Source organism: Cupriavidus sp. 05T42 (genome assembly GCF_056396345.1).
In genome coordinates this window covers 167,419-182,939 of the sequence record NZ_JBFTLH010000004.1, presented here as the reverse complement: position 1 = coordinate 182,939, position 15,521 = coordinate 167,419, and the positions used below count along the sequence as shown (strand labels likewise).

At 69.1% G+C, this 15,521-nt stretch carries 17 protein-coding genes; 7 read left to right on the top strand and 10 right to left on the bottom strand.

Features of this window, described 5'->3' with window-relative positions; all coding sequences use genetic code 11:
- Window positions 1-37: 37 nt before the first annotated feature.
- From AC1EJR_RS07015 to AC1EJR_RS07005, 3 genes are read right to left on the bottom strand one after another with little or no spacing between them, the layout of a single operon-like run.
- A complete protein-coding gene (locus AC1EJR_RS07015; protein WP_177219855.1) occupies window positions 38-979 on the bottom strand; it encodes an MlaD family protein in 942 nt (313 codons plus the stop codon).
- A complete protein-coding gene (locus AC1EJR_RS07010) occupies window positions 979-1,821 on the bottom strand; it encodes an ABC transporter ATP-binding protein (RefSeq protein WP_092291271.1) in 843 nt (280 codons plus the stop codon). The genes AC1EJR_RS07015 and AC1EJR_RS07010 overlap by 1 nt, the downstream gene beginning before the upstream one ends.
- Complete coding sequence (locus AC1EJR_RS07005) at window positions 1,818-2,948, bottom strand: MlaE family ABC transporter permease (protein ID WP_092291273.1); 1,131 nt, start codon at window positions 2,946-2,948, stop codon at window positions 1,818-1,820. Before AC1EJR_RS07005 ends, AC1EJR_RS07010 begins: the two co-directional genes overlap by 4 nt.
- A gap of 198 nt (window positions 2,949-3,146) precedes the next feature.
- Between AC1EJR_RS07005 and AC1EJR_RS07000 the strand changes: the two genes are divergently transcribed.
- Genes AC1EJR_RS07000 through AC1EJR_RS06990 form a run of 3 tightly spaced genes read left to right on the top strand, consistent with a single transcriptional unit; the run spans window position 3,147 to window position 5,752 of the window.
- Complete coding sequence (locus AC1EJR_RS07000; RefSeq protein WP_477146924.1) at window positions 3,147-4,055, top strand: biotin--[acetyl-CoA-carboxylase] ligase; 909 nt, start codon at window positions 3,147-3,149, stop codon at window positions 4,053-4,055.
- A complete protein-coding gene (locus AC1EJR_RS06995) occupies window positions 4,052-4,882 on the top strand; it encodes a type III pantothenate kinase (RefSeq protein ID WP_477112761.1) in 831 nt (276 codons plus the stop codon). Before AC1EJR_RS07000 ends, AC1EJR_RS06995 begins: the two co-directional genes overlap by 4 nt.
- A gap of 45 nt (window positions 4,883-4,927) precedes the next feature.
- Window positions 4,928-5,752, top strand: coding sequence for an SPOR domain-containing protein (locus AC1EJR_RS06990; RefSeq protein WP_477146923.1), 825 nt, complete (start codon window positions 4,928-4,930; stop codon window positions 5,750-5,752).
- A gap of 13 nt (window positions 5,753-5,765) precedes the next feature.
- Here the strand turns inward: AC1EJR_RS06990 and rfaE2 are convergent, their stop codons facing one another.
- From rfaE2 to AC1EJR_RS06960, 6 genes are all read right to left on the bottom strand, one after another.
- On the bottom strand, window positions 5,766-6,260 hold the full coding sequence (rfaE2, locus tag AC1EJR_RS06985; protein ID WP_477146922.1) for a D-glycero-beta-D-manno-heptose 1-phosphate adenylyltransferase: 495 nt from the start codon (window positions 6,258-6,260) through the stop codon (window positions 5,766-5,768).
- Between the two features lie 22 nt (window positions 6,261-6,282).
- Window positions 6,283-7,137: a ferritin family protein gene (locus AC1EJR_RS06980; RefSeq protein ID WP_477146921.1), complete on the bottom strand. Its 855-nt coding sequence runs from the start codon at window positions 7,135-7,137 to the stop codon at window positions 6,283-6,285.
- 217 nt (window positions 7,138-7,354) lie between these two features.
- Window positions 7,355-8,545 carry a patatin-like phospholipase family protein gene (locus AC1EJR_RS06975; RefSeq protein WP_477112792.1) on the bottom strand — a complete coding sequence of 397 codons (1,191 nt, stop codon included), beginning with the start codon at window positions 8,543-8,545 and terminating at the stop codon, window positions 7,355-7,357.
- 70 nt (window positions 8,546-8,615) lie between these two features.
- The gene (locus tag AC1EJR_RS06970; RefSeq protein ID WP_477146920.1) at window positions 8,616-9,485 is read right to left on the bottom strand and encodes a PhaM family polyhydroxyalkanoate granule multifunctional regulatory protein; all 870 of its coding nucleotides are present in this window, start codon (window positions 9,483-9,485) and stop codon (window positions 8,616-8,618) included.
- A gap of 58 nt (window positions 9,486-9,543) precedes the next feature.
- Complete coding sequence (locus AC1EJR_RS06965; protein WP_092291287.1) at window positions 9,544-10,383, bottom strand: enoyl-CoA hydratase/isomerase family protein; 840 nt, start codon at window positions 10,381-10,383, stop codon at window positions 9,544-9,546.
- 88 nt (window positions 10,384-10,471) lie between these two features.
- Window positions 10,472-11,452 carry a fumarylacetoacetate hydrolase family protein gene (locus AC1EJR_RS06960; RefSeq protein WP_092291289.1) on the bottom strand — a complete coding sequence of 327 codons (981 nt, stop codon included), beginning with the start codon at window positions 11,450-11,452 and terminating at the stop codon, window positions 10,472-10,474.
- Window positions 11,453-11,566: 114 nt separating this feature from the next.
- Between AC1EJR_RS06960 and AC1EJR_RS06955 the strand changes: the two genes are divergently transcribed.
- The 4 genes from AC1EJR_RS06955 (at window position 11,567) to AC1EJR_RS06940 (ending at window position 14,849) form a co-directional block, all read left to right on the top strand.
- Window positions 11,567-12,439 carry an IclR family transcriptional regulator gene (locus tag AC1EJR_RS06955; RefSeq protein ID WP_092291291.1) on the top strand — a complete coding sequence of 291 codons (873 nt, stop codon included), beginning with the start codon at window positions 11,567-11,569 and terminating at the stop codon, window positions 12,437-12,439.
- 40 nt (window positions 12,440-12,479) lie between these two features.
- Window positions 12,480-13,484 carry a DUF3108 domain-containing protein gene (locus AC1EJR_RS06950; RefSeq protein WP_477146919.1) on the top strand — a complete coding sequence of 335 codons (1,005 nt, stop codon included), beginning with the start codon at window positions 12,480-12,482 and terminating at the stop codon, window positions 13,482-13,484.
- A gap of 36 nt (window positions 13,485-13,520) precedes the next feature.
- A complete protein-coding gene (gene pcaD, locus AC1EJR_RS06945) occupies window positions 13,521-14,351 on the top strand; it encodes a 3-oxoadipate enol-lactonase (protein ID WP_092291293.1) in 831 nt (276 codons plus the stop codon).
- Between the two features lie 240 nt (window positions 14,352-14,591).
- Window positions 14,592-14,849, top strand: a complete 258-nt coding sequence (locus tag AC1EJR_RS06940; RefSeq protein WP_092291295.1) for a BTH_I0359 family protein — start codon at window positions 14,592-14,594, stop codon at window positions 14,847-14,849.
- A gap of 84 nt (window positions 14,850-14,933) precedes the next feature.
- Here the strand turns inward: AC1EJR_RS06940 and AC1EJR_RS06935 are convergent, their stop codons facing one another.
- Window positions 14,934-15,326, bottom strand: coding sequence for a rhodanese-like domain-containing protein (locus AC1EJR_RS06935; protein WP_092291297.1), 393 nt, complete (start codon window positions 15,324-15,326; stop codon window positions 14,934-14,936).
- Window positions 15,327-15,521 lie beyond the last annotated feature (195 nt).

The window sequence follows — 15,521 nt, the reverse complement described above, 5'->3', positions numbered from 1 at the left end:
TGGAAGTTGGGGCGAAGGGCAGGGCGATGGTCGATGATCATGGCGCGCTGAACCCCGCTTCGCCCGGGCCCGGCGTGGGCGAGGGGCCGCCGAACAGCACGCTGCTGGGCCGGTCGTTGAAGGTGCCGGCGGCGCGGTCGATGGTGCGCGCGGTCTGGCGGGCGTCGCGCGCCAGGCCGTTCAGTTGCGGCAGGGTTTCCTCGCTCAGGATGCCGGCGGCCGACTGCACCGAGTCCGCCGCGCCCTGGAGGTTGGTGCCCACGCCGTTGACCGTGCGCAAGACCGTGCCGTTGGGGCTGGCCAGCTCGTCCGCCAGGCGCCGCGTGGAGACCAGCGTGGCGTTGAGGTTATCCACCGCCTGCGGCAGCTTGGCGGCGGCCGGCTGGAGCGAGGCGGACAGCTTCGAGTAATCCTCGGCCGTCTTGTGCACGGAGCGGATGGCGGCCATCAGCTCGTCGCGGTTGGTGGTCTGGAACATCTCGTTGAGCGAGGACATCAGCGTCTCGGTCTGCGTCAGCAGCGAGTCGCCACGCTTCTCCAGTTCCTCGAAGAAGCCCGGCCGCATGGCGATGCGCGCCGGCGCCCGCGCCGAGGTGGGCAGCGGCGGCGACGCCTTGTCGTTGCCGGCCTCGCGCGCGGTGTCATCGAGCTGCACGTAGGCGATCCCGGTCACGCCCTGGAAGCCCAGCGTGGCGTAGGTCGTGCGGGTGATCGGCGTGTCCTGGTTCACGCTGATGCGCACGATGATCTGCCCCGGCACCTGCGGATCGAACTTGATCGACACCACCTTGCCCACGTCGAGCCCCCGATACTTCACATCGGCCTGCGGCCCGAGGCCGTTCACCGTGGAGCGGGTGATGAGGTCGTACGGCACGCGCACCGCGTGGTCGGAACTGAACCAGAACAGCGAGAACAGCACCAGCACGGCCAGTCCGATGGTGAAAACGCCGGCAAGGAAGGCGTTTGACTTGTTTTCCATCAGGTGTCTCCGGAAGGGGGGCGCGGGGCGTCGGGCCGGGTCGGGGCCGGCAGGGCCTGCAACGCGCGCTGGGCGCGGTCGCCCAGGAAGTATTCGCGAATGAAGGGGTGGTCCACCTTCACCAGTTCGGGGATCGGGGCGGCGGCCAGCACCTTGCGGTCGGCCAGCACGGCCACGCGGTCGGACAGTGCCACGAGGGTGTCGAGGTCGTGGGTGATCATCACCACGGTCAGGCCCAGCTCGCGCCGCAGTTCGCGGATCAGGTCCACGTAGTCGTCGGACGCCATCGGGTCCAGGCCGGCCGTGGGCTCGTCAAGGAACACCAGTTCCGGCTCCAGCGCCAGCGCGCGGGCCAGCGCCACGCGCTTGACCATGCCGCCGGAGAGGTCGGCCGGCATCTTGTCGGCGTCCTTGGCGGACAGCCCCACCAGTTGCAGCTTGAGCAGCGAGGCCTGGCAGATCAGGTTGTCCGGCAGCGCGCGCAGCTCGCGCATGGGCAGCGCGATGTTGTCGATGACCGACAACGCCGAGAACAGCGCCCCGCGCTGGAACTGGAGCCCCCAGCGGTTGCGCAGCGCCTGCAGCTGCGCCGGCTTGAGCTTGGCGGGGCTTTCGCCGAAGACCTTGATGGTCCCCGACGTGGGCCGCTCCAGCCCCACGATCTGCCGCAGCAGCACGGTCTTGCCCGTGCCGGAGCCGCCCACGATGGACAGCACCTCGCCGCGATAGACATCAAGGTTGAGATGGTCATGCACGACGTTGTCGCCGTAGCGCTTGACCAGGTCGCGCACCTCGATGATCGCCTCGCGGCGGGCGGGGGAGGGATTGGCCGGATGGTTCATAGGCCTACGTCCTTGAACAGGATGGCGAAGATGGCGTCGGCGATGATGACCACGGTGATCGACGTGACCACCGAGGCTGTCGTGCCTTCGCCCAGGCTCTGCGTGTTCGGCCGGATGCGCAGGCCGAAGTGGCAGGCCGTCAGCGCAATCAGCATGCCGAACACCACGCCCTTGCCCAGCCCGAGCCAGAGGTTGGCCACCGGCACGGCCTCGGGCAGCTGGCGCAGGAAGAAGGCGTAGCTGATGCCAAGCTGGAACTGGGCGGCGGTCATGCCGCCGAGCAGCGCCATCAGGTCGGTCCAGGCCACCAGCAGCGGCATGGCCACGGCCAGCGCGATCACGCGCGGCATGATCAGCCGGAAGCCGTGCGAGATGCCCATCACCCGCATCGCATCGAGTTCCTCGGTCACGCGCATCACGCCGATCTGCGCGGTGATGGCGGACCCGGAGCGCCCGGCAATCAGGATGGCGGCCAGCACCGGCCCCAGTTCGCGGATCACGGCCATGCCCAGAATGTTGACGATGAACGTGCTGGCGCCGAAGGTGCGCAGCTGGTTGGCCGACAGGTAGGACAGCACGATGCCGATCAGGAAGCCCACCAGCGCCGTGATGCCCAGCGCCTTGTATCCCACGTTATAGACGTTGGCCGAAATCTCGCGCCATGGCCCCCGGTGCGGCGCGCGGGCGAAGCGCAGCAGGTCGAAGGTGAGCTGGCCGAGCATGGTCACCCCGATGGCGAACTGGGCGAAGAACGACAGCAGGCTCGCGCCGAGGATGGTGACCGGGTTGAAGCGATCCACCATGCGCTTCTTCCAGCCGTCGCGGCGCAGCGCGGCGATGCGGTCGAACACGCGGCGCTGGCCGTCGTTGAGTTCGACGTTCGCCGGCATCTTGCTGTTCCAGGCCTGCCAGATCAGTTGCGCGCCGATATGGTCGAGCCGGTTCACCCCGGCCAGCGACCACGCGGCGTGCTGGGGCGCCTCGGTCAATTCGTGCAACTGCGCGCGCAGCCCACGGGCTTCGTGGCAGCCGGCGAGCGCGAGTGCGGTCCAGTCCCCCTGCAGCGCGATGCTGCAGGCTCCGTCCTGGCGCGAAATCTCGATGGCCGGCGTCGATGGGCGATCCAAGGGTGAATCCAAAGGGGGGCGGCGATGTGATGGGGGAGTCTCGATTCTATGCTACCGGCCGTGACGTGGCGACCGGGCATCCTCTGACACGGCCACGCGGGGCTGTCCGACAGCCACGGGATCGGGCCAATCCGGCCAAATCGGGCGACGCGGCTACAATCGCGGCTAACTGCCCCAAGCCACCCTGACCCGCCCCGCATGACCGCGCCTCCCGACCGCCCCCACCCCAGCATTCCCAGCCTTGCCGACGATGCCGCCGCGCTGCCCGCGTGGCACATCGACGCCGGCGCGCTGCGCACCGCGCTGGACACCGGCCCTGCACGGGGTTGGACCGTGGAGGTGGTGGAGGAAACCGGCTCGACCAACGCCGACCTGACCCAGGCCTGCCGCAGCGCCGGCTGGGTGGAGGGCTGGGTGGAGGGGGACGAGCGCGCGCAGGTGCGCGTGGCCTATCGCCAGACCGCCGGGCGCGGCCGTCAGGGCCGGCCCTGGCAGGGGCAGGCGGGGCTGACCTTCTCGGTGGCCATGCCGCTGGCGCTGCCGCCGGCCCGCCTGAGTGGCCTGAGCCTGGCCGTGGGACTGGCGCTGGCGGAGGCGCTCGAGGACGTGAACCCCGCGCTCGGCACCCGCGTGGGCCTGAAATGGCCCAATGACCTTCAGATCGACGGCCGCAAGCTGGCCGGCATCCTGATCGAATCGGTGCCGGCGCGGCCCGGCGCGCTCTGGGCCGTGATCGGCATCGGCCTGAACCTGGTGCGCGATGCCCGTATGGAAGCCGCGCTGGGCCGCCCGCTGGCCGGTGTGGCCGAGGCGCTGCCGGGCTTCGACCCCGCCCACCATCCCACCKAGATCCTCGGCGCCGTGCTGAACCGGCTGGCGGCGATGCGCGCCGTGTTCCTGGCCGAAGGCTTCGCGCCGATGKCGGCCCGCTGGTCTGCGCGCGATGCCTTCCGCGACGAGCCGGTGCGCCTGCTGCACGACGGCACGCTGCTGGCCGAGKGCCTCGCCCGGGGTGTGGACGGCGACGGCCACCTGCTGCTGGAGACGGCGGACGGGCTGCAACGGATCGCCAGCGGCGAGGTGTCCTTGCGCGGAGCGACGGCATGAGCGCGCGCCTGCTGATAGATATCGGCAATACCCGGCTCAAGTGGGCGTGGAGTACGGACGACACCGACGCGGCCGCGCCGGCCGGCACCCTGCCCACCCCGTGGCGCCACGCGGGCGCCGCCACGCACGCCGCGCCGGCGGAACTGGCGGCGCTGGTCGGCACATGGCGGGGGCTGGCGGATGGCGGCGTGCCGTCGGTCTGGATCGCCAATGTGGCCGGGGCGGCGATTGGCAAGGCAGTGGCGGCGACGCTGGCCGACGCCTTCGGGGCCGCCCCCACGCTGCAATGGGTACGCACCACGGCCGCTCACGGCGACCTCGCCAACGGCTACCGCGAACCCACGCAACTGGGTGTGGACCGCTGGGTCGGCAGCATCGGCGCGCATCGCTGGCTGCCCGGCGAGACGCTGCTGATCGTCACGGCCGGCACGGCCACCACGCTGGACATCGTCACCACGCAGGCCGATGGCGCGGCACGCTTCGAGGGCGGGCTGATCCTGCCCGGGGTGGCGCTGATGCTCGGCTCGCTGGCCCGCAACACGGCCCAACTGCCGGCGCTCGACGTGCTCGACACCGGCGCGGGCGCCGCGCGGGCGGTGCGAGCGTTGGGCGCTGACAACACTCACGACGCCATTGCCGCCGGCTGTCTGGCCGCCCAGGCTGGCGCCGTGGAGCGCTCCTGGCGGGCGCTGGCCGAACGCGGGCCGGTGCGCTGCCTGCTTTCGGGCGGGGCGCGACAGGCGCTCTCCGGCGCACTCGCGATGCCGTTCGAGATGCACGATAATCTCGTGCTGCTTGGACTGCACGCGATGGCCACCGGGGCCTGAGGCAGCCGCCAGGCGATCTTGCATCGCCCAACCGAACCGTCTTCCATGTCCCAGAAAGGCCCGACCGCCCTGCTGCTGATCCTGCTGCTCGTCAACGCGCTGCTGCTGGCCGCCGTGCTGGGCGGGTTCGGCCCGGACCCGCTGGCTGGCTGGATGGAAAGCCCGCGCGAGCCGCAGCGGGTGTCCCAGCAGGTGCGCGGCKAGCGGATGCGGCTTGAGCCGCCTGCCGATACCGCCACTGTACGCCCGGCCCCGGGCGCTCCGGCAGGCTCCCCGCGCGGCGCGCTGACGCCCACCCCCGCCGGCACGGTCTCGCTGGCCGTGGCCCAGCCGGCCCCGCGCGCCGATGCCTGCTTCGAGATCGGCGGTTTCTCGGCCCAGACCGTGGCGCGGGCGCGTGAAGACCTCGCCGCCATCGCCGCCGGGGCTTCGCTGCCGGTGCAGCAGTTCGAACGGACCGAACAGGTGCGCTGGTGGGTCCACCTGCCGGCCCAGCCCACGCGCGAGAACGCCGACCGCAAGCTGGCGGAGCTGAAGCGCCGCAAGGTGACCGATGTGTCCGTGGTGAGCAACGAGGACGATGAGGCGTMGTCGGCGTCTTATACCGTGTCGCTGGGGCTGTTCCGGGAGCGCGAGCGCGCCGACCGCTTCCTCGAATCCCTGCGCGCCCAGGGCGTGCGCACGGCGCTGATTACGGACGCGCCGCGGCCGGTCTCGCGCCAATGGCTGCGCGTGACGTCCTCGGACGATGCGGTGCGGGCAAGGATGGATGAAGTGCGCCTGCGGTATGGCGCGGAGTCGCTCCAGGCGTGCCGGGCCGGCACGCAGGCGCGCGGCGCGAAACAGCCCGGATCGGGCGCCGAAGGTTGAACAGCGAGGCTGATCAGCCCTGCTGGCGCACCTTGGTCAGCAGCTTGGTGGTGGAGCGGTCGTGCAGGAAGGGGATGGCGTAGGCCTGGCCGCCCCAGCTACGGACGAGGCGGGTTTCCTCGAGGGTGTCGATGTCGTAGTCGCCGCCCTTCACATAGATGTCGGKGCGCACCAGGCGGATCAGCTCCACTGGCGTCTTTTCGCGGAACATCGCCACCAGATCGACCGAGGTCAGCGCTGCGAGCAGCGCCATGCGGTCCGACTCATGGTTCAGCGGGCGGTCATCGCCCTTGCCCAGCATCTTCACCGAACCGTCGCTATTCACGCCCACGATCAGCGCCGCGCCCAGCTCGCGCGCCTGCGCGAGGTAGGTGGCGTGGCCACGGTGCATGATGTCGAACACGCCGTTGGTGAAGACCAGCGGGCGCGGCAGGGCGGCCACGGCGGCGCGCAGCGCGGCCGCGTCGTCAKCGGGAACGAGCTTCGATTCGAAAGCGGGAGCGGTCATTGAACGGCGTGGGTCGCGGGGATCAGGCCGGTTGCTGGCCTGCTGCCACGAGGCTGGCGTTCAGTTCCTTGCGGTAGCGGTTCAGTTCCTGCACGGTGTCGAACGTGCGTTCGAACAGCAGCGACATGTTGTGCAGGATGCGCTCGATCACCTTCTTTTCCCACACTTCGTCGAAGCGGATCTGCTMGTCGAGCCAGTGCTCGAGCCAGTCCGGGTCCGGCAGGCGGGACTGCACGGTGTCGTTGGGGAACAACGCCTTGTTCACGTGCAGGTTGGTCGGGTGGAGCGGCTTTTCCGTGCGGCGGGCCGAAGCCATCAGCACGCCGATCTTGGCGAAGGCGGCGCGCGCGGAGTCGCCGAACTGCGCCAGGTACTTCTTCATATAGCGCAGGTAGGCGCCGCCATGGCGGGCTTCGTCCTGCGACAGCGTGCGGTAGATGTGCTTGATCACCGGCTCGGTGTGCCATTCGGCAGCACGGCGATACCAGTGGTTCAGGCGAATCTCGCCGCAGAAGTGCAGCATGAGTGTCTCCAGCGGCGGGGCCGGATCGAACTCGAAGCGCACGGCATGCAGTTCTTCTTCCGTCGGCACGAGGTCCGGGCGGAAGCGGCGCAGGTACTCCATCAGCACCAGCGAGTGCTTCTGTTCCTCGAAGAACCAGATGCTCATGAACGCCGAAAAGTCGGAATCGTGGCGGTTATCGCGCAGGAACATCTCCGTGGCCGGCAGGGCGGACCATTCGGTGATGGCATTCATGCGGATGGTCTTCGCCTGGTCGTCCGTCAGCAGGCTGGGGTCGAAGGAATCCCAGGGGATGTCCTTGTCCATGTGCCAGCGGACCGATTCCAATGATTTGAACAGTTCGGGGTAGAGCATGGTAAGCCTTTGAAATTACGGGCGGATTCTACCAGATGGGAATTATTCTCGAATCTTTTCTCTAGTTCCTTTTTAGTGCGATTACTAGGGATTGCAACAGACGTTGCCCTTTTCTTGCGCTGTGCCGGCTGAGGAACCAGCGGGGCTGGCCCCAGGAAAGTGGACGAATTGCGACCTGAGAGGCCGAAAAGCGACGCCGGGACGGCTGCTCAGGGGGCTAGTAGGGCGTCAGCGCGGGATCGGTGGCGCGCGCGGTGGCGTGGCCGGTTTCGGGCACCACGCCATAGAGGAAGGCCGCGATGCCGTCCGCCTCCGCTGCGGCATCGCGCTCGCCCAGCGCCAGCAGGGCCTGGGTGAATTCGGGCTCGAACAGCAGGTAGCTCGCGAACGCGGCGCCGCGCGCCTCGGTACCGCCGAGCGGGGCGAGCATCGCGCGCACCGTGCGCGGCAGCCGGTGCACATGCTGGGCGGCGATGGACTCGATCGGTTCGCTCGGAGAAATCGTCATGACTTCCACCGGGCGCCAGCCGTCGGTCTCGCCGGCAGCCTCGGGCATGCGCGCGAGCAGCCGGTTGATGTGCATCAGCCGCTCGATGTCGGCCTGCAGGCCATCGAGGAAGATGCTGGCCAGCGCCTGCCCGCCCACCTGCGCGAGCGACGGATAGCCGCCGGACGGCACGGTATCGAACCAGCCCGGCCGCGGGCGCGACGCCGCGCCGATGGCCAGGATGCGCGACGCGCCGAGGTGGATGGCCGGCGAGAGCGGCGACATCTGGCGCATCGTGCCGTCGCCGAACCATTCGTGATGACCTTCGATCTCGAGCGGCACGGCCGGGAACAGGAACGGAATCGACGAGGAGGCGAGCAGGTGGTCCACGCCAATCGGCGCTTCCACGGCCAGCCGCTGGCTGCGCTGCCACGGGTGGATGCGCCGGTGCGACTGGTAGAAGGTGACATGGCGGCCGGTGCTGTACGACAGCGCGGTCACGGCGAAGGCCTGGAGCACGCCGGCGTCCAGGCTGGCCTGCACGCGGCCGGGTTCGAACAGCTCGGTCAGGAAGCTGTCGAGCGGGGCGCTGTCGAACAGCGCGCGCGGGGCGTGGCGCGTGATCCAGCCGAACGCGAGCGACGAGAGCCAGCGCGCGCCCGAGGCGCCCACGCCCAGCACGCCGGTGCGATAGACATCGTCGGCATGAATGCCGTGCCAGAGCGCGGCGAGGCGGTCGGTGGCGGCCTGGAAGTCCGCGGCGCCCACGGCCATGCCGGCACCATTGATCGCCCCGGCCGAGGTGCCGGTGACGATGCCGAACGGCAGCGGACAATGCCCCAGCCCATGCCGCGCGGCGATACGGGCGATGCCGGCGAGCACGCCGGCCTGGTAGGCCGCCCGCGCGCCGCCGCCCATCATGACCAGCGCCGTGCGCTGGCGCTGGCTGGCGCGGACGGCCGGGTCGGCGTGCGCGACGTTCACCGGCGGCTCACTCGACGCTGTCCTCGGGGGTGCCCGGCGCGGCAGGTGTCTTCGCGGCGGKCTGCTTGGGCTTCTTCGTGGCGGGTTTCTTGGTGGTGGGCTTCGCAGCCTTGGTGGCAGCTTTCTTCGCGGCGGGCTTCTTTGCCGGCGTACGCTTGGCCGCCGGTTTCGGGCTCGCCTTGCCGTTCGGGGCAGGATTGTCCCGTGCGGCGGGCGCCACGCCCTCCGCGCCCGGGGCGCCCATCGCGCCGAATCCGCCCAGGTTKCCGAACGGCGCTGCGGTGGCCGCCGTCGCGCTGCCTGCGATCTGGCTGAACTGTTGCTGGAGCAGGTCCCACCACAKGCTCGCGTTGGGCGGCAGTGGGGCGGGACCGGCGGATTCGGGCGATGGGGCGGCTTCGGGTTCCTCGCCCTCGGCGGCTCCGGCGGTCACTTCAGGCGGCGCGTCGAAGTCCTCGTCGTCCTCGGCATTGGCCGCGTCGGCTTCCGCTTCGGAGACGGTCTCGGAGGCGGGGGACGGACGGAACGGGTGCGGCGGCGAGGTGCTCGGCGCGTTGGCCGCGCGCGCCACGTTCTCCATCGCCGTCTGCATGGCTTCCGGGGAGAGCGCGTTGCCGAAGGTTTGCAAGGCCACCAGCGTGGCGCGCTGTACCTCCAGCCCCTGGATGGTGGTGCGCAGCAGGCTCGCGTTCAGTTGCAGCCAGCCTTCCACAGCCTTCAGGTCGTGGATGCGCTTGTCGACCTCGTCGAGGTCCATCGGCGGGGTCATCGCGCTCAGGCCGGGCATCATGCCGCCGCCCGGCAGGCTGCCGCCGGCGCTCCAGATGCGGCGCAGGAATTCGAAGCCATTGGTGAAATCGGGGATCTGTCCGAACATGGTCGCGCGCTCTCCGTGGGGGGCCGCCAGGGCCGATCATTCCACCTTGGCTGGCCGGTTACTGGAATTCAGGCGGCCGCTTCTGGCGCAGGCTCGCCATGCCTTCATGTACGTCGGGGCCGCCAAAGCCCATGAATTCGAGTGCCAGCGAGGTATCGAACGCCGGGCCGGCCATGCGCAGCCAGTTGTTCAGCGCGTACTTGGTCCAGCGGATGGCCGTCTGGGACCCCGTCGCGAGCCGGTTCGCCACCTCGAACGCCTTGGCCACCAGCTGGTCTTCGTCCACTGCCAGCGATACCAGGCCAATGCGCTCGGCCTCCTCGCCGCTGAGCGACTCGCACAGCATCAGATAGTACTTGGCCTTGGCCATTCCGCACAGCAACGGCCACACGATGGCGGCGTGATCGCCCGCCGCCACCCCGAGCCGGGTATGGCCGTCGACGATCCGCGCGGTCTTGGCCGCAATCGAGATGTCGGCCAGCAGCCCCGCCACCAGCCCGGCGCCCACGGCCGGGCCGTGCATGGCCGAGACGATGGGTTTGTCGCAATTGATGACGTTGTAGACCAGGTCGCGCGCTTCGTGCCAGACCCGCGTGCGGGTTGCGAAGTCGTTGGCCATCTCCTCGACCAGGGACAGGTCGCCGCCAGCCGAGAAGCCGCGCCCTTCGCCCCGGATGATGGCCACGCGGATGTCCGGATCGGCGGAAATGTCGCGCCAGATCTCGGCCAGCTCGCGGTGCATGCCGGCGTCGGCGGTGGCCAGCTTCTGGTTGGCGGACTGCGCCGCGCCCATGATGACCTCGAGCACGGGGCCGTGGCGGCGCAGCGTCAGCGACGCGTAGCGCGCCAGGCGCGGGGAGAGGGTGGTGTCCGGGGTCTCGGGGGTCTCTGCGGTCATGGGGCGGCTTCCGTGGCAAGGGAGGGTTCCGCCGGCATGGGATCAATTGTCCGACCGGTCGGTCGGACAATTATAGGCACATTGCGCGTCAGCGCGGCGCCACGAGCTGGTCGATGGCGCCGAAGATCGACTGGCCCTGGGCGTCGAGCATCTCGATGCGCACCGCATCGCCATATTTCATGAACGCGGTGACCGGCTGGCCGCCCTCGATGGTCTCGATCATGCGCTGCTCGGCGATGCAGCAGTAGCCCTTGCTCCGGTCCACGTTCGAGATGGTGCCCGAGCCGACGATGCTGCCMGCGCGCACGTTCCGCGTCTTGCAGATGTGCGCGATGAGCTGGCCGAAGTCGAACACCATGTCGGTGCCGCAGTCGGGCGCGCCCACCTTCTTGCTGTTCCAGTGCACGGTCAGCGGCCGGTGCACCTTGCGGTCGTGCCAGGCTTCGCCCAGTTCGTCCGGCGTGATGGCCACCGGCGAGAACGCCGTGGCCGGCTTGCTCTGGAAGAAGCCGAAGCCCTTGCCCAGTTCGGCCGGAATCAGGTTGCGCAGCGAGACATCGTTGGCCAGCATCACCAGGCGGATGCCTTCGCCGGCCTGCTCGGGCGTGGCGCCCATGCGCACGTCGCCGGTAATCACGGCCACCTCGGCCTCGAAGTCGATGCCGAACGCCTCGCTGGCGCAGACGATGTCGTCCTGCGGGCCGAGGAAGTCGTCCGAGCCGCCCTGGTACATCAGCGGATCGGTCCAGAACTCGGGCGGCATCTCGGCGCCCCGCGCCTTGCGCACCAGTTCCACATGGTTGACGTAGGCCGAGCCGTCGGCCCACTGGTAGGCGCGCGGCAGCGGCGCCATGCAGTCCTTCGGCTGGAACGGGAACGGGTGGCGGGCGCGGCCGGCGTTCAGGGCATCGTAGAGGTCCTGGAGCTGGGGGGCGTGGAAAGCCCAGTCGTCGAGCGCGCGCTGCAGCGTGCCGGCGATGTCGGTGGCGAAGTGCGCGGTCTTGAGGTCGCGGGAGACGACCACGAGCTGGCCGTCGCGCGAACCGTCCTTCAGGGTTGCGAGTTTCATGGGGGTGCGGGCAATCGTCGATGTGCGGTGGCCGGTAGTCTACCGGACCCGGGGCGCCGGGCCGCCGGCTGCCGTATAGAATGGCCGGCAACGCCGCTTCCACCTTCGCCCCGCATGACCGCACCCGACGATTCCCGCCTCGATGACGCCGCCGATCCTTCCAATGAGGACGATGGCAAGCGCGCGGGCATCCAGTCGATCGAGGTCGGCTTCCGGCTGCTCCAGGCGCTGGCGGCCTCGCCGCGCGCGATGATGCTGCGCGACCTGGCCGCCGCCGCCGACATGCCGCCGGCCAAGGCCCACCGGTACCTGGTGAGCTTCCAGCGCCTTGGCGCGGTGGCGCAGGACGCCGTGAGCGGGCGCTACGACCTCGGGCCGTTCGCGCTGCAACTGGGTCTGGCGGGGCTGAACCGGCTCGATCCGGTGCGCAAGGCGCGGCCGGTGCTGTCCCAGTTGCGCGACGAGATCGACCAGACCGTCGGCATCGCCGTGTGGGGCAACCACGGGCCGACCATCGTCCATTGGGAAGAATCGAGCCATCCGGTCAGCGTGAGCCTGCGGCTGGGCGATGTCATGCCGATGCTGAACTCGGCCACGGGGCGGCTGTATGGCGCCTACCTGTCGCGGCGCCAGACGCTGCCGCTGATCGAACGGGAATTCGCTACGCGCGGCGCCACGCCGCTGCCGGACATGCCCGCCTCGCTGGCCGACTACGACGCGATCTGCGCCGAAGTGCGCGCCCAGGGCGCGGCGCGCACGCGCGGTGGCGTGCTGCCGGGCATCAACGCGATCTCGCTGCCGGTGTTCGACGCCAACGGGCATTTGTCGATGGCGCTGATTGTGCTCGGCGCGCAGCGCGTATTCGATGCAGAATGGGGCGGTTCGGTGGACCGCCGCGTGCGGGACATCGCCCGACAGATCTCTTCGGAACTCGGATACCTTGGCGCAAGCCACTCGGCCGGACCCGCCGGCCACCCCTCGCGATAGCACGAAGCCACGCAGGCGACTCAGGCGGCGCTGGGTCGCGGTGATCGCGGTCGTGGTGTGCGTGGTGATTGCGCACCTGCTGGTGCTGCTCGGGCTGCTGCGCATGCCGCTGCCGGGCTTGCCCGAGATCAGCATTCCGCCATCGATGGAGGCGATGCTGCTGCCGCCGCCCGCCCCGCCTGCCCCGGCCCCGCGCCCCCGGCCCCGCMCGGTGCCCAAGACCCAGCCTGCCCCGCAGCCCCAGCCCGCCCCGGCCGAGCCCCAGGCGGCGCCGGACCTGGCCACGACGCCGTCCGGCGAGACCGGCGCCGTGACCGGCACCGGCGGGGAGGGTGCCGCGCCAGCCGGCGCCACCGCCACCGCCGCGCCGGCCCCCCCGGCCCCGCCCGCGCCGGCATCGCCCCAGTACAGCCCGCCGCCCTCGGCCACCATGCATTACTCGAGCTACGTCAACGGCGTGCAGAACCCGGACGGCCTGATCCGTTGGGAGCAGGACGGCGGCCACTACCGGCTGGTGGTGGAGACGCGCGTGCTGTGGTTCCGCTTCGTGTTCCAGAGCGCCGGCCAGATGGGGCCGGGCGGGCTGACCCCGCTGCGCTACGAGGAAGCCCGCCGCAGCAAGAAGGAAGTGGCGCGCTTCGACCCGGCCGCCGGGCAAATCGTGTTTGAAACGCGTGGCGGCCAGGTGCCGATGCCGCAGAACTTCCAGGACCGCTTCAGCGTGTTCCTGCAACTGGTCKGATGGGTCGCCGCCGACCCCCAGCGCTATGCCGCGCCGGGCGTGACGGACACCTTCAATGTGGCCGATACCCGCGAGGTGGAGCCCATGCAGGTGCAATACGTGGGCGAGGAGACCATCGAGATCGGCGTGCACGGCATGGTCACGACGAAGCACTTCGTGCGCCTGCCACGGCATCCGGGCGATAAACGGCGCGTGGAAGTGTGGCTGGCGCCGGCGCTGAAATGGCTGCCGGCGCGCCTCCGTCAGACGGAACCCGATGGCACACAGATTGATCTCGTCTATCGTAGTACTGAGGGACGATGAGAATGATTCGTGCTGTGACACCCCGGAGACCGACATATGGCTGACACGACCCCCCGACGCATACGCACTGGCGACGTGGACCTGCAAGTCCGCATCGATGGTTCGGACGGCCCGTGGGTGGTGTTGGCGCACGCGTTGGGGGCGAATCTGTCGCTCTGGGACGACACGGTGCAGCATCTGGCGCCCCGTTATCGCATACTGAGGTACGACCTGCGCGGCCATGGCGGCAGCGATGCCCCGATCGGGTCTTATACGATGGCGCGACTGGCCGATGACGTGGCCGCGCTGATGGACGCCCTAGAGATACCGCAGGCGCATTTCTGCGGGGTGTCGGTGGGCGGCATGATCGGGCAGACGCTCGGCGTGCGGCATGCGGAGCGGCTGCTGTCGCTGACGCTGGTCGACACGCACGACCATACGCCGATGACGGCGCACCCGATGTGGGCCAACCGCATCGGCCAGGCCGAGGCCCATGGCATGGCGGGCATGGTCAACGCCACGCTGGCGCGGTGGTTGACGGCCGGATTCCGGGAAGCGCATCCGGAGCCGGTCGAGAGGATCCGCAGGATGCTCCTGGGGACGCCGGTGGAAGGCTACGTCGGGGTGGCGCAAGCCATCGTGGCCTTCGACCTCTCGGAGGCCATCGGCCGGATTCATTGCCCCACGTTGGTGATCGTGGGCGAAAACGACGAGGGTGCGCCCGTTTCGATGGCGCAATCCATTGCCAGCAAGATCCACGGTGCGAAGCTCGAGGTATTGCCCGAGGCCGCGCACTTGCCGTTCCTGGAACAGCCGGAACGCTTTTTCGCGGTGTTCGATGCGTTCCTCGGCAATGCGGCATGTGGCGGTCAATGCGACGTGCCGTAGTAAGAAGCTGAAAGATTTTGGAATACAGAACTGCTCGGCGCTCAAGAAACTTGCGTGCGGCGCCGATGCCCAACCTAGGAGGGCAGCAATTGCACGCAAGGTTTCGTCCGGCAGCAGAACTTGAATTACGGACGACTACCCTCAGCTTGGAGGTGAAATCGCGGCATTCACGCCGGTTTACGCCGGAAACCGCAATAATCCGCGGGATTGTCGCCAACCATGACGCCAGGAGGTAGCGCAATGCAAATGATCTACAACAGCGACAATTACTGCATTGTCGAGTTTGGAGCAGATGTCGAGCATGCGCCCCTTGCCTCGGGCGGCTACGAAATCGTCGACAAGAACCTGAAACGCGAAATTTTCCTCGGTGGCCATATGGCCGAGACCTTCCGCGCCGACGTGACGCGTCTGATCGAGAGCGAGCCATCCGTGGAAGAGGTGGATGAATTCCTCGGCAAGTTCGATACGGTGATGAACAACCCGCTGGTCATGCACTGATCCCGGCACCGTCTGCCACACCGCGATACGACGACGCCCGCGCAAGCGGGCGTTTTTCATGGTGGGGGCGGGTCAGCGGCGTTGTCAGTACTGTTCCCACGGCAGCCCGTCGTGGCGCCAGCCATTCAGGGTATTGCGATGCCGCTGGGGGTCCAGGTCGCCCTCGAAGCCGTGCAGGACGTTGTACACCGTGGTGAAGCCAGCGCCTTCCAGCGCACGCGCCGCCGCCGTGGAGCGGTTGCCGCTGCGGCAGATCAGCAGCACCGGGCGGGCCGAGGCATGGCCGGCCAGTTTCTTCACCGCCTGGACGAAATGCGGGTTCACCTCCCAGTCCGGCCCGTCGTTCCAGGGCACGTTGTGGGCGCCCTGCGGATGGCCGACGAACAGGTATTCCATCTCGCTGCGGCAGTCGATGAACAGCGCATCGGGGGCGTTGTCGAGCAGGGCGCGGGCGTCGGCGGGACTCAGGTGTTGCATGCGGATGGCCGGTTGGGGCGGGTTGGGAACATGTGCGGTGGCGATTACGTCTCCCAGTGTAGGCCGCCACGCCCGGCACTGACAACCCGGGTGCGGCGCGGATTAGCGGGGTTTCCGATGTCCTTTCTGCCCGCAATGCCTTGATCACCCTGATAAAATCCCGCTCTTACCCAAAATTCGGCAGTCTTCCGCCCC